Annotated in this window: 9 protein-coding genes, 4 tRNA genes and 1 riboswitch; of the genes, 3 read left to right on the top strand and 10 right to left on the bottom strand. The window is 60.2% G+C overall.

What is annotated here, in order from left to right:
* Positions 1–33 precede the first annotated feature (33 nt).
* A complete protein-coding gene (locus ACZ9A3_RS04310; protein ID WP_476252176.1) occupies positions 34–1,341 on the top strand; it encodes an NtaA/DmoA family FMN-dependent monooxygenase in 1,308 nt (435 codons plus the stop codon).
* Positions 1,342–1,394: 53 nt separating this feature from the next.
* Here ACZ9A3_RS04310 and mgtE read toward each other — a convergent pair whose 3' ends face one another.
* From mgtE to alaS, 8 genes are all read right to left on the bottom strand, one after another.
* Positions 1,395–2,837, bottom strand: coding sequence for a magnesium transporter (gene mgtE / locus ACZ9A3_RS04305; protein ID WP_045200179.1), 1,443 nt, complete (start codon positions 2,835–2,837; stop codon positions 1,395–1,397).
* 387 nt (positions 2,838–3,224) lie between these two features.
* Positions 3,225–3,301 (bottom strand) — tRNA-Arg (locus ACZ9A3_RS04300).
* A 76-nt stretch (positions 3,302–3,377) separates the two neighbouring features.
* A tRNA-Arg gene (locus ACZ9A3_RS04295) sits at positions 3,378–3,454 on the bottom strand.
* A gap of 77 nt (positions 3,455–3,531) precedes the next feature.
* A tRNA-Arg gene (locus ACZ9A3_RS04290) sits at positions 3,532–3,608 on the bottom strand.
* A 108-nt stretch (positions 3,609–3,716) separates the two neighbouring features.
* Positions 3,717–3,807, bottom strand: a tRNA-Ser gene (locus ACZ9A3_RS04285).
* Positions 3,808–3,879: 72 nt separating this feature from the next.
* Positions 3,880–4,068, bottom strand: a complete 189-nt coding sequence (gene csrA, locus ACZ9A3_RS04280; RefSeq protein ID WP_010226667.1) for a carbon storage regulator CsrA — start codon at positions 4,066–4,068, stop codon at positions 3,880–3,882.
* A 185-nt stretch (positions 4,069–4,253) separates the two neighbouring features.
* Complete coding sequence (locus tag ACZ9A3_RS04275; RefSeq protein ID WP_010226665.1) at positions 4,254–5,489, bottom strand: aspartate kinase; 1,236 nt, start codon at positions 5,487–5,489, stop codon at positions 4,254–4,256.
* 88 nt (positions 5,490–5,577) lie between these two features.
* The gene (gene alaS / locus ACZ9A3_RS04270) at positions 5,578–8,196 is read right to left on the bottom strand and encodes an alanine--tRNA ligase (protein ID WP_476252175.1); all 2,619 of its coding nucleotides are present in this window, start codon (positions 8,194–8,196) and stop codon (positions 5,578–5,580) included.
* A 351-nt stretch (positions 8,197–8,547) separates the two neighbouring features.
* Positions 8,548–8,699: riboswitch (FMN riboswitch) on the top strand.
* 92 nt (positions 8,700–8,791) lie between these two features.
* Here alaS and ACZ9A3_RS04265 point away from each other — a divergent pair.
* Together ACZ9A3_RS04265 and ACZ9A3_RS04260 are read left to right on the top strand one after the other, a co-directional pair.
* Positions 8,792–9,298 carry a 6,7-dimethyl-8-ribityllumazine synthase gene (locus ACZ9A3_RS04265; protein WP_045200175.1) on the top strand — a complete coding sequence of 169 codons (507 nt, stop codon included), beginning with the start codon at positions 8,792–8,794 and terminating at the stop codon, positions 9,296–9,298.
* Between the two features lie 174 nt (positions 9,299–9,472).
* A complete protein-coding gene (locus ACZ9A3_RS04260; RefSeq protein WP_093385723.1) occupies positions 9,473–10,663 on the top strand; it encodes a M91 family zinc metallopeptidase in 1,191 nt (396 codons plus the stop codon).
* Positions 10,664–10,680: 17 nt separating this feature from the next.
* On the opposite strand, the gene astE is transcribed toward ACZ9A3_RS04260, so the two are convergent.
* Both astE and ACZ9A3_RS04250 read right to left on the bottom strand, forming a co-directional pair.
* Positions 10,681–11,688: a succinylglutamate desuccinylase gene (astE, locus tag ACZ9A3_RS04255; RefSeq protein WP_476252174.1), complete on the bottom strand. Its 1,008-nt coding sequence runs from the start codon at positions 11,686–11,688 to the stop codon at positions 10,681–10,683.
* 10 nt (positions 11,689–11,698) lie between these two features.
* Complete coding sequence (locus ACZ9A3_RS04250) at positions 11,699–11,989, bottom strand: topoisomerase II (protein WP_045200170.1); 291 nt, start codon at positions 11,987–11,989, stop codon at positions 11,699–11,701.
* Positions 11,990–12,000 lie beyond the last annotated feature (11 nt).

Genomic DNA, 12,000 nt, shown 5'->3' with positions numbered 1-12,000 from the left:
GCCCATCAAAAGACCACAAGGAGAATTGCAAGGATGAGTACCCCCAAGCGCCTGCACATTGGCCTGTCACTGGCACCGACCTGGTTGAGCGGCGATGGCTGGCGGCGCGAGAACAGCAACATAGAAGGTATTTTCACCGCCGAGTTTGCGATTGATCTGGCCAAGCGCGCAGAAGCTGCGCACCTGGACTTTGTCTTTCGCCCCGATGTTCATGCTTTGGTGCCGGAGATGCTCGAAAGCGGCTCGGGCTTCGCCAGCCTCGACCCGAGCATCCTGCTCGCCGCAGTTGCCCAGCACACCTCGAAGATCGGCCTGGTTTCGACCGTATCGACCACCTTCCTGCCGCCCTATGTAGTCGCCCGCCAGTTGCAGTCTTTGAACTGGATCAGCAAGGGCCGGGTCGGCTGGAACATCGTCACCGCGCTGCAAGGCCACGAGAATTTCGGCCTGACGGCAATGCCCAGTGCCGATGAGCGTTACCAGCGGGCTGCGGAGTTCACCCGGGTGGTTCATCAGCTGTGGGACAGCTTCCCCAGCGACGCCCTGAAACTGGATCGCAGCACGGGCCGTTACGCCGACGCCTCACAGGTTCGCCCGATCGACCACGACGGCGCTCACCTGAAGGTCAAGGGCCCACTCAACCTGCCGGTGTACGCCAACACCCGAATCCCGCTGGTGCAAGCCGGCGCATCCGATTCGGGCCGTGACTTTGCCGCGTCGGTGGCCGACCTGGTATTCGCCCCCACGCCGGATATCGACGCTGCGCTCGAGCTGCGTCACGACCTGTCCCGCCGCGCTGAAAAACACGGCCGCGATCCGGCCGACATTCGCCTGCTGCCCGGCCTGAGCCTGTACCTGGCCGAGACCCGCGAACAGGCCCGCGAGCTGTTCATGTGCACCCACGCGCGCATCGACAAGCCGCGCAAGTTTGCCTCGATCAAGGAGATGACCGGGCTCGACCTCAACCAATGGCCAGAAGACCGCCCGATCACCGCCGCTGACCTGCCTGCGCCCGTGAGCAATCCTGGCAGCCGTACCCACACCAACCTGCTGCGACGCCTGATCGAACGTGAATCGCTGCGGGTCAGTGAGTTACTGTTTCGCCCAGAGGTGATCTCGGCTGCACACTGGCAGGTGATCGGTACGGTGGACGATGCCGTCGAGAGTATTGTCGAATGGGCTGCATCCGGTGCCATCGATGGCTTCATCGCGGCGCCCGGTGGCTCGCTGGAATCGGTGCACCTGTTCCTTGAACAGGTGATGCCACGCCTGGTGCAGGCCGGGTTGTTCCGCGAGTGCTACAGCGGCTCGACCTTTATCGAGCACCTCACCGAGCAATAAACGCCAGGCAAAAAAACACCCCTCGCGAGGGGTGTTTTTTGTCGGATGCTCAATCAGAGCAGGAAGATGGTGGCAAGGCCCAGGAAGATGAAGAAGCCACCACTGTCGGTCACCGCCGTGATCATCACGCTGGAGCCCATCGCCGGATCGCGGCCCAGGCGCACCAGGGTCATCGGGATCAACACCCCCATCAGCGCCGCCAGCAACAAGTTGAGGGTCATGGCGCCGGTCATGACCACGCCGAGCGACCAGCTGTCATACAGCAAGTAGGCAACCACACCAATCACTCCGCCCCAGATCAGGCCGTTGATCAGCGACACCGCTAGCTCCTTGCGCATCAACCGCGAGGTGTTGCCGGGGCTGACCTGGTCGAGGGCCATGGCGCGCACGATCATGGTGATGGTCTGGTTGCCGGAGTTGCCGCCGATACCGGCAACGATCGGCATCAGCGCCGCCAGTGCCACCAGTTTTTCGATCGAGCCTTCGAACAGGCCGATCACCCGCGAGGCGACGAAGGCAGTGATCAGATTGATTGCCAGCCACGCCCAGCGGTTGCGCAGCGAGCGCCAGACCGAGGCGAAGATGTCTTCTTCTTCGCGCAGACCGGCCATGCTCAGCACTTCGCTTTCGCTTTCTTCACGAATCAGGTCGACCATTTCATCGATGGTCAGACGGCCGATCAGGCGATCGCTCTTGTCCACCACCGGCGCGGAAATCAAGTCGTAACGCTCGAACGCCTGAGCGGCATCGTAGGCGTCTTCATCCGGGTGGAAGCTCACCGGATCGCTGGCCATGACCTCGGCGACTTTCTTCTCCGGGTCGTTGACCAGCAAGCGCTTGATCGGCAGCACGCCCTTGAGGATGCCGTCGTAATCGACCACGAACAGTTTGTCGGTGTGGCCTGGCAGCTCCTTGAGCCGGCGCAGGTAGCGCAATACCACTTCGAGGCTGACGTCTTCGCGGATGGTGACCATCTCGAAGTCCATCAATGCACCGACCTGGTCCTCGTCGTAGCTCAGGGCCGAACGCACGCGTTCGCGCTGCTGGGCATCGAGGCTTTCCATCAGCTCGTGGACAACGTCACGGGGCAGCTCGGGCGCCAGGTCAGCCAGTTCGTCGGCGTCCATTTCCTTGGCAGCGGCGAGCAGCTCGTGATCGTCCATGTCGGCGATCAGGGTCTCGCGGACCGAGTCGGACACTTCGAGGAGGATGTCACCGTCGCGCTCGGCCTTGACCAGTTGCCAGACGGTCAGACGATCGTCCAGCGGCAAGGCTTCGAGAATGTAGGCAACGTCGGCGGAGTGCAGGTCGTCGAGCTTGCGTTGCAGCTCGACCAGGTTCTGGCGGTGAACGAGGTTTTCTACCAGGTCATGGTGATGACCTTCCTGACGGTGGGTCAGGTCTTCGACCACGCGTTGACGCTGCAGCAGTTCGACCACCTGGGCCAGGCGATCCTGCAGGCTTTCTTGCGTCTTTTTTACTTCTACTTCAGTCATAGGCGAACTCCACTCCCAGCAGCGGAGCACGCCGGGAGATCAATCAGTCAATTCTTGATTGGCAAAACTTGCTATTGAGTAACTACTGGGTAAGTCCATGGTGGTATTCCACAAGCCCCGGCGGGGCTGACGGGCGCAATCATACACCGCTTGAGCTGTCAGGGTGCTGAAAAAATCGCGGCTAGAACAATCGTTTGCGAGACATACTTGTGACAACGTATGCAGGCAACAGTGCGACGGCGGTAGCGCGAAAAAAAACACATCGGGATCGGCATAAAATAGCGCGGGGCTGGCACGGCAACGATGACAGTCTATTCATCACGCCTTACCGGAAGATGAATGCCGGAAAGCAAAAAGCCCGCCTTGATAGGCGGGCTTTCTGTTGTATGGTGCACTCAGGAGGATTCGAACCTCCGACCGCTCGGTTCGTAGCCGAGTACTCTATCCAGCTGAGCTATGAGTGCAGATTGGCGCTTGATGGACCAGATCACCTCTGGTTACAGCTAAAGCAACTTTCAAACTGAAAACTGCTTCGGTGTATGGTGCACTCAGGAGGATTCGAACCTCCGACCGCTCGGTTCGTAGCCGAGTACTCTATCCAGCTGAGCTATGAGTGCAGGGTTGGCGCTTGATGGACCAGATCACCTCTGGTTGCAGCTGAAGCAGCATTCAAGTTGAAAACCGCTTCGTCGTATGGTGCACTCAGGAGGATTCGAACCTCCGACCGCTCGGTTCGTAGCCGAGTACTCTATCCAGCTGAGCTATGAGTGCATTTGTTACCGCGCATTATAGGCCGCTAAATCATTTTGCCAACCACTTTTTCGTTTAATTTCAACGACTTAGGCGATCCAGGCAGATTACAGCGTCCTACATGAATAATGGCGGAGAAGGGGGGATTCGAACCCCCGATACCCTTGTGAGGTATACTCCCTTAGCAGGGGAGCGCCTTCGGCCACTCGGCCACCTCTCCGCAACACGGGGCGTATAATAACCAGACCCTTCCCCGTTTGCAAACTCTTTTTTGAAAAAAACTCGATAAAAATTAATGGGTTGGTTCTTCGTCCTTCTCTTTCTTGATCCGCAGGTAGATTTCCTCACGGTGGACGGCCACTTCTTTAGGGGCGTTGACCCCTATCCGCACTTGGTTTCCTTTGACGCCGAGCACGGTCACGGTGATTTCGCCGTCGCCAATGATCAGGCTCTCGGCGCACCGACGAGTCAGAATCAACATAGCTTTCTCCTCACGCAATTCAGTTCAGGGATAACAGTCTGCAAAAAAAAGGGCTTTAGCCTACAACCCGTGACGGCTGCTGACCTACGCCTAAGTATTGACTAGCGCGAGCAAAAGCACAGATTTCTCACGCCAGCCAGAAACACGAAGGGCGCGGCATGGCCGCGCCCCCAGAGGCAGCCGCCTTACTCGCCCTGTCGGGCAGGGGCGTCCAGCTCGAAGGCGGTGTGCAGGGCGCGCACTGCCAGCTCCAGGTACTTCTCTTCTATTACCACCGAGACCTTGATCTCGGAGGTGGAGATCATCTGGATGTTGATGCTCTCCTTGGCCAGCGCTTCGAACATGCGGCTGGCAACACCGGCGTGGGAACGCATGCCGACGCCGACGATCGAGACCTTGGCGATGTTGGTGTCACCTACCACTTCGCGAGCGTTGAGCTCGGCGGCGGTCTTGTCCAGGACCTTGTGGGCCTTGTCGTAGTCGTTGCGATGCACGGTGAAGGTGAAGTCGGTGGTGTTATCGTGCGAAACGTTCTGCACGATCATGTCGACTTCGATGTTCGCGGCACTGATAGGGCCGAGGATCTTGAAAGCAACGCCCGGGGTATCCGGTACGCCACGGATGGTCAGCTTGGCTTCATCGCGATTGAAGGCGATGCCGGAAATGATCGGCTGTTCCATGGATTCCTCTTCATCAATGGTAATGAGGGTACCCGGACCCTCCTGGAAGCTGTGCAGCACGCGCAGCGGGACGTTGTACTTGCCGGCGAACTCGACGGCGCGGATCTGCAGCACCTTGGAACCGAGGCTGGCCATTTCCAGCATCTCTTCGAAGGTGATCTTGTCCAGGCGCTGGGCCTGGGCCACCACGCGCGGGTCGGTGGTGTAGACACCATCGACATCGGTGTAGATCTGGCACTCGTCCGCCTTGAGCGCTGCCGCCAGGGCCACGCCGGTGGTGTCGGAGCCACCGCGACCGAGGGTGGTGATGTTGCCGTGCTCGTCGACCCCCTGGAAACCTGCAACCACCACCACGCGGCCGGCCTTGAGGTCGCCACGAATCTTCTGGTCGTCAATCTGCAGGATGCGCGCCTTGTTGTGCGCGCTGTCGGTGAGGATCCGCACCTGGTTACCGGTGTAGGACACCGCCGGAATACCACGTTTGATCAGGGCCATGGCCAGCAAGGCGATAGTCACCTGCTCGCCAGTGGAGACGATCACATCCAGTTCACGCGGAACCGGCTGATCGCTGATCTTCTTGGCCAGGTCGATCAGGCGATTGGTTTCGCCGCTCATCGCCGACAGTACTACCACCAGGTCATCGCCGGCTTCGCGGAACTTCTTGACCTTGTCGGCAACCTGCTCGATTCGCTCGACTGTGCCGACCGAGGTACCGCCAAATTTCTGTACGATCAACGCCATTTCAAAGCCGCCTCAGCCCATGAAGGGCACCCAATAAACATTCAAACGACGCCATGGCCCGCCACTGGACGGCGGGCCGATGTACGCCTTAAACACCCTGCTCCACGAATGGCACGGTCAGGGCCAGCGCGCTGTCCAGCGCGGCGGTGTCTACGCCACCACCTTGCGCCATGTCCGGACGACCACCGCCCTTGCCACCCACCGCGGCAGCGGCTTGCTTCATCAAATCACCGGCTTTGAGTTGGCCAGTCAGGTCTTTGGTCACACCGGCAACCAGTACGACCTTTTCCTCATGGACACTGCCGAGCAGGATCACTGCGCGGCCGAGTTTGTTCTTCAGTTGATCGACCAGCGCCAGCAGCGCCTTGCCATCCTGGCCATCCAGACGCGCGGCCAGGACTTTCACGCCCTTGACCTCGACGGCTGCACTGGACAGGTCGTCGCCAGCAGCGCTGGCAGCCTTGGCCTGCAGTTGCTCCAGCTGTTTTTCCAGCTGGCGGTTGCGCTCCAGCACTGCCGAGAGCTTGTCGATCAGGTTTTCGCGGCTACCCTTGACCAGTTGCGCGGCTTCCTTGAGCTGCTCTTCGGCAGCGTTCAGGTAAGCCAGTGCGGCAGCGCCGGTGACCGCTTCGATCCGGCGTACGCCGGAGGCCACGCCACCTTCGCTGATGATCTTGAGCAGGCCGATATCACCGGTACGCTTGGCGTGGATACCGCCGCACAGCTCGACGGAGAAATCGCCGCCCATGCTCAGCACCCGCACGCTGTCGCCGTACTTCTCGCCGAACAGCGCCATGGCGCCCTTCTGCTTGGCGGTTTCGATATCGGTCTCTTCGGTTTTCACCTCGGAGTTCTTGCGCACTTCGCGGTTGACGATGTCTTCCAGGGCCTTGAGCTGCTCTGGCTTGACCGCCTCGAAGTGACTGAAGTCGAAGCGCAGGCGCTGGCTATCGACCAGCGAGCCCTTCTGTTGCACGTGATCGCCCAGCACCTGGCGCAGCGCAGCGTGCAGCAGGTGGGTGGCGGAGTGGTTCAGCGAGGTGGCGTGCTGGACGTCGGCATCGACCCGGGTCTGCACCTGGGTGCCGACAGTCAGGGTGCCGCTGGCCACCACACCGTGGTGCAGGAAGGCGCCGCCGGTCTTGGTGGTGTCGCGCACGTCAAAGCGCACGTTGTCGGCCTGCAGGTAGCCGGTGTCGCCCACCTGGCCACCGGACTCGGCGTAGAACGGCGTGCGGTCGAGGATGACCACGCCCTCCTCGCCTTCGCCCAGCTGCTCGACAACCTTGCCGTCCTTATAAAGAGCAACGATGCTGGCGCTGCCTTCGGTGGCGTTGTAGCCGGTGAACTCGGTGGCCACGTCGACCTTGACCAGGGTGTTGTAGTCCAGGCCGAAGGCGCTGGCGGAGCGGGCACGCTCACGCTGGGCTTCCATCTCGCGCTCGAAGCCTGCTTCGTCGATGGTCAGCTCACGTTCACGGGCGATGTCGGCGGTCAGGTCCATCGGGAAGCCATAGGTGTCGTACAGTTTGAACACCACGTCACCCGGCACCACGGTGCCCTTGAGCTCGGCCAGGTCCTGCTCGAGGATCTTCAGGCCCTGCTCCAGGGTCTTGGCGAACTGCTCTTCTTCAGCCTTGAGCACGCGCTCGATGTTGGCCTGCTGCTGCTTGAGCTCGGGGAAGGCTTCGCCCATCTCGGCGACCAGGGCGGCGACGATCTTGTAGAAGAAGCTGCCGGTGGCGCCCAGCTTGTTACCGTGGCGGCAGGCGCGACGGATGATGCGGCGCAGGACGTAGCCGCGGCCTTCGTTGGACGGCAGTACGCCGTCGGCAATCAGGAAGCTGCAGGAACGGATGTGGTCGGAGACCACCTTGAGCGACGACTGCTCGGCATTGGCGCAGCCGATGGCGGCGGCCGAAGCGCTGAGCAGGTTGCGGAACAGGTCGATCTCGTAGTTCGAGTGCACATGCTGCATGACCGCACTGATGCGCTCCAGGCCCATGCCGGTATCCACCGACGGTGCAGGCAGCGGGTGCAGCACGCCATCGGCAGTGCGGTTGAACTGCATGAAAACGTTGTTCCAGATCTCGATGTAACGGTCGCCATCTTCTTCCGGCGAGCCGGGCGGGCCGCCCCAGATGTCGGCGCCGTGATCATAGAAGATCTCGGTGCAAGGGCCGCACGGGCCGGTATCGCCCATGGTCCAGAAGTTGTCGGAGGCGTAGGGCGCGCCCTTGTTGTCGCCAATGCGCACCATGCGCTCGGCCGGTACGCCGATCTCTTTGGTCCAGATGTCGTATGCCTCGTCGTCGCTGGCATAGACGGTGACCCAGAGTTTCTCTTCCGGCAGGCTCAGCACCTTGGTCAGGAAGGTCCAGGCGTAGGTGATCGCGTCCTTCTTGAAGTAATCACCGAAGCTGAAGTTGCCCAGCATTTCGAAGAAGGTGTGGTGACGGGCGGTGTAGCCGACGTTTTCCAGGTCGCTGTTCTTGCCACCGGCGCGCACGCATTTCTGGCTGCTGGTCGCGCGGGTGTAGGCGCGCTTTTCCTGGCCAAGGAAGCAGTCCTTGAACTGGTTCATCCCCGCGTTGGTGAACAGCAGGGTCGGGTCGTTGCCCGGAATCAAGGAGCTGGAGGCAACTCGGGTGTGTCCCTGCTCTTCGAAGAAGCGAAGGAAGGCTTCACGGATTTCTGCGCTTTTCATAGGTTCTTCCACGGAAACGGCGGCCTTAAGGCAAATGCTTGCGTCAAATTGACGAAACGACGGCAAAGGGCCGCATTATATCGGGCCTTAGGCTCGGGTGCAGTGTGTTTATGCTATAGAAACCGTCAATTGGACGGCCTGCAACGACAACGTCAGCGAAAAACCGCTCGCTGGCACCCTGCCCGGCCTCTCAGGGCCTGTTGTGATCTGGTGACACGGTATTACTGGGGCCGTATAAAACAATTGGCAAGGTTTCCCTGATTAAATGTCGTTCATCCGGAAAAAACCGTTAGCAGCCTATACGTTTACCTGACATCTGTGCTAATAATTCCCCGCCGCCGATACCGGTGGCAACGTTCTCAGGGCGGGGTGCAATTCCCCACCGGCGGTAATTGCGCGCAATGCGCATAGCCCGCGAGCGCTTGCAGGCCAGCCTGTAAGGTCAGCAGACCCGGTGTGATTCCGGGGCCGACGGTCATAGTCCGGATAAAGAGAGAACGGGATAGGCGCAGCCGCGCCTGTCGCTTTGCACCTGCACGGCGAAATCCCCTTCGATCCAGCGCCCTGTTTCTCATACAAACAGGAGTCCGTTTCAATGCAACCTACCGCAATCGATAGCAAGAACCCTTCCCACGAGCGCATCGCCTTCATCCAGGCTTGCTGGCACAAAGACATTGTCGACCAGGCGCGCAAGGCATTCGTCGAGGAAATGGGTAAACAAGGCTATCAGCCCAGCGACATCGACTTCTTCGAAGTCGGCGGCGCTTTCGAGATCCCCCTGCACGCCAAGCTGCTGGCCCGTGGCGGCCGCTACGCTGGCATCGTTGCTGCCGGGCTGGTGGTCGATGGCGGCCTGTACCGCCACGAGTTCGTCGCCCAGTCGGTGATCAGCGGCCTGATGCAGGTGCAACTGGAAACCGAAGTGCCGGTGTTCTCGGTAGTGCTGACCCCGCACCACTTCCATGCCGGCGACGAGCACCAGAACTTCTACTTCGAACACTTCCTGGTCAAGGGCGTGGAAGCGGCGAAAACTTGCGCCGATACCTTGCAGAAGTTGCGTGCGTTACGCCGTAACGAAGTAGCGCAAAAACGCGCAATCTAGTCCTGCATCACCAGCGCCGGCCGCACCGCTGCGGCCGGTTCTTGGGCCCGTGGCACCGCTCAGCGATGGGCCTGGCAGCCTCCCCGCCTTGCGCACAGATGCATAAATATGTAGTGCCCGGACATGTTCAAACCTCCATAGCCTGACGTTTTCCCAACGCCCAATGGAGTGGACATGTACAACTTAACCAACCCCAATCCGACTTACTACCTCACCGGGCGCGGCTCGGGCTATGCCCACTTCCAGTATGACGATGACCCGGATCCTGGCGCGGTCCGTCAAGTGATCCTGCTGCATGAGGACAGCAATGTCACCGTCACCTCGGAACACTTCAAGCACTCGAAAACCAGCGCCCCTCACACAAGCCAGGTGGATATACAGGTCCGGTCACCTGCTGAAAATATTGAAATTTCAACCCTGGACTGCAACCTGCAAGCTGTCATCGGCACGACCAGATTTGTCCTGGCGATGAACGACGATCAAATACTGGTCCTGCGCACTCAAAACGCTGGCAGCAGGATCTGGATCACTGAAGACGTGCATCACCAAGTCATTATCAATGCGGGTAATGGCAACAACCATATCGAAACGGGCAGCGGCGACAGCAAAATCTACGTCGGGGCCGGCAACAATCGTATTGTCCTCGGCACAGGGCTTACCTACATCGAAACGGGCTCAGGAGAAAACCGTATCGACGGCAACATCCTGCTGGGCAGCGCAGGCAGTGAGATCTTCTACGCCCGCAACCTGCCCGGCGACAGCCGCTTCAGCCAACCGGTAAGCCCTGAACATGCGGCCCTGGGCAATAACAGTATCCGCCCACAAGGGGACTCACGCTTTCAACGCCTGGTCGCCGACCACCTTGACCTGCTGCGCAAGACCAGCACGGGAAGACAGCTGCTGTCGGCACTGGACAACAGACCCTCGATCACGGTGGACGAAATCCTGAACCATTTACCCTCGGGCTATGAGCCCGACATGGATTTCGATGACAGTTTCGGTGATCATTTCGTTGCACCTAACGGCGATCCGGGCATTGGCGACGCTGGCGGAAAACTGCACTTCAACCCTGCAGGGCCAGCTTCCGACGACCTGCCCCTGCTGGATTTCTATCGTTGCCTGTGCAATGCCTGGAACTCCCTCACCGGCTCGGTTTTCCCAGGCACCTCAATGATCACCACACGAGCCGGCAAGCAACAGGAGGTAGCTAATTCGCAACTGCAGGCCATCGGCATTATCACCAGCCATAGGCCTTTTGATTTCGGCTTGTCCGCCGATACCCCTGCCCTGCGTACCAACCCAGCGCCCTTTACGGAAAATGCCTTGCGCCTGGAGCTGGGCCTGGCTCCGCGAATTCACTTTTAAGTTAAAACGTGCCCAACTCAGGCAAGGCCCTGATCTGACGCGGGCACGATCAAAATCCCCGCCCGAAGGCCGTTCTTGACTTTCGGGTTGGGGAAGATGATGCGCGCGCCCTGCTCTTCGACAATCCAGCGGGTATCGGCGATATCCTCGGCCAGCAGATAGCCGGGTTCGAGCTCCGAAAAGTTCTCGACATCGGCCGGCAGGTTCAGGCGAAAATGCTCGCTGTGCTTGATGATCTCGCGCGCCACGCTGAACAGTTTCAATCCATCCAGGGCCTCAGGCTGCTCGGGTTCGGTGCCATCGATAATCTGTTTGAGGCGGGTTTCCAGGCGATCGACGTTGACCGCGCCGTTCTCTCCGAACGGCCGCGCCTTGCCCAGTTCCAGGGTAAAGGCTTCGGCCCCCAGTTGCTCATAGGTATAGGCAGTGAAGGTGATCGACACCTTGCTCTGCAGCAGCACCGCCTCCATGCCGGCCGCGCTCAGGCGCGCCAGTTCGCGGCGCGAATGCTGGCGGCCTTCCTTGTACGGATAGAGCGCGAACTGCTCGATCTTCGAACCGCGAATGGCGGTGTGCAGGTCGTAATGCAGACGGGTGCGATCAGGCACACTGAAGAAAGTCGCCGCCAGGCGCTCCAGCTCGCAGGCGCGCAGGGCCTCGGGGCCGCTGGTCTGATCGTGGCGACCATTGAACAGGCGGTTGACGTCTTGCTCGATATAACGCTCGCCGCGGCGGATCGCGTCAGGGTTACCGAACAGGAACAGAATACGCGCGCGCGGCTTGAGATCGCCGCGGGCAATGTCGTGCAGCAACCGGTCAAGCAGCTCGATCGGTGCGGTTTCGTTGCCATGGATACCCGCCGAAAGCAGCAGGTCCAGGCCATTGTCAAGGGCATCGGGTGGGCGCACTTCGAGGGCGCCCTCGCCGAGCCAGCGCATGCGTACGCCTTCGACAGTCAGCTGGGTCTTCTCTGCCGGTTCACGACCGGCCAGGGTCAGTTCAAGCAGTTTGCCGAGGGCGAGCATGGGCTATTCCTTAGTGATGGTGGCCGCAATCGGGACCATGGACGTGATCATCGTCGTCGCCGGCATCAGCCGGTTCCATTTCCAGCTGCAGGCTCACCAGGTTGGTGGCCAGCGGGCGCAGCAGCAGGTTGGCGTACTCGGTGTCGTCTTCTTCAACGTCGACGCCGATCAGCAGCTGACCACGGCCATCCTGCTGAATCCATACCTCCTTGCCTTGCCAGACCACCGCAAAGCGGGTGCAGGAAGTTTCCAGCTGGGTACCATCTTCATCTTCAAGGATCAGCTGCAGGGCGTCGGACATAGTCGAATTCT

This window comes from Pseudomonas sp. TE4620, from assembly GCF_056279045.1.
The sequence above is the reverse complement of the archived record's forward strand: the minus strand, read 5'-3'. Positions and strand labels throughout refer to the sequence as shown.

Bases quoted from the DNA above. Each gene is read 5' to 3' on its own strand.
- ACZ9A3_RS04260 (WP_093385723.1), top strand. From the start codon at position 9,473: ATGTACAACTTAACCAACCCCAATCCGACTTACTACCTCACCGGGCGC.
- ACZ9A3_RS04275 (WP_010226665.1), bottom strand. From the start codon at position 5,489: ATGGCGTTGATCGTACAGAAATTTGGCGGTACCTCGGTCGGCACAGTC.
- csrA (WP_010226667.1), bottom strand. From the start codon at position 4,068: ATGTTGATTCTGACTCGTCGGTGCGCCGAGAGCCTGATCATTGGCGAC.
- ACZ9A3_RS04250 (WP_045200170.1), bottom strand. From the start codon at position 11,989: ATGTCCGACGCCCTGCAGCTGATCCTTGAAGATGAAGATGGTACCCAG.
- alaS (WP_476252175.1), bottom strand. From the start codon at position 8,196: ATGAAAAGCGCAGAAATCCGTGAAGCCTTCCTTCGCTTCTTCGAAGAG.
- astE (WP_476252174.1), bottom strand. From the start codon at position 11,688: ATGCTCGCCCTCGGCAAACTGCTTGAACTGACCCTGGCCGGTCGTGAA.
- ACZ9A3_RS04265 (WP_045200175.1), top strand. From the start codon at position 8,792: ATGCAACCTACCGCAATCGATAGCAAGAACCCTTCCCACGAGCGCATC.
- mgtE (WP_045200179.1), bottom strand. From the start codon at position 2,837: ATGACTGAAGTAGAAGTAAAAAAGACGCAAGAAAGCCTGCAGGATCGC.
- ACZ9A3_RS04310 (WP_476252176.1), top strand. From the start codon at position 34: ATGAGTACCCCCAAGCGCCTGCACATTGGCCTGTCACTGGCACCGACC.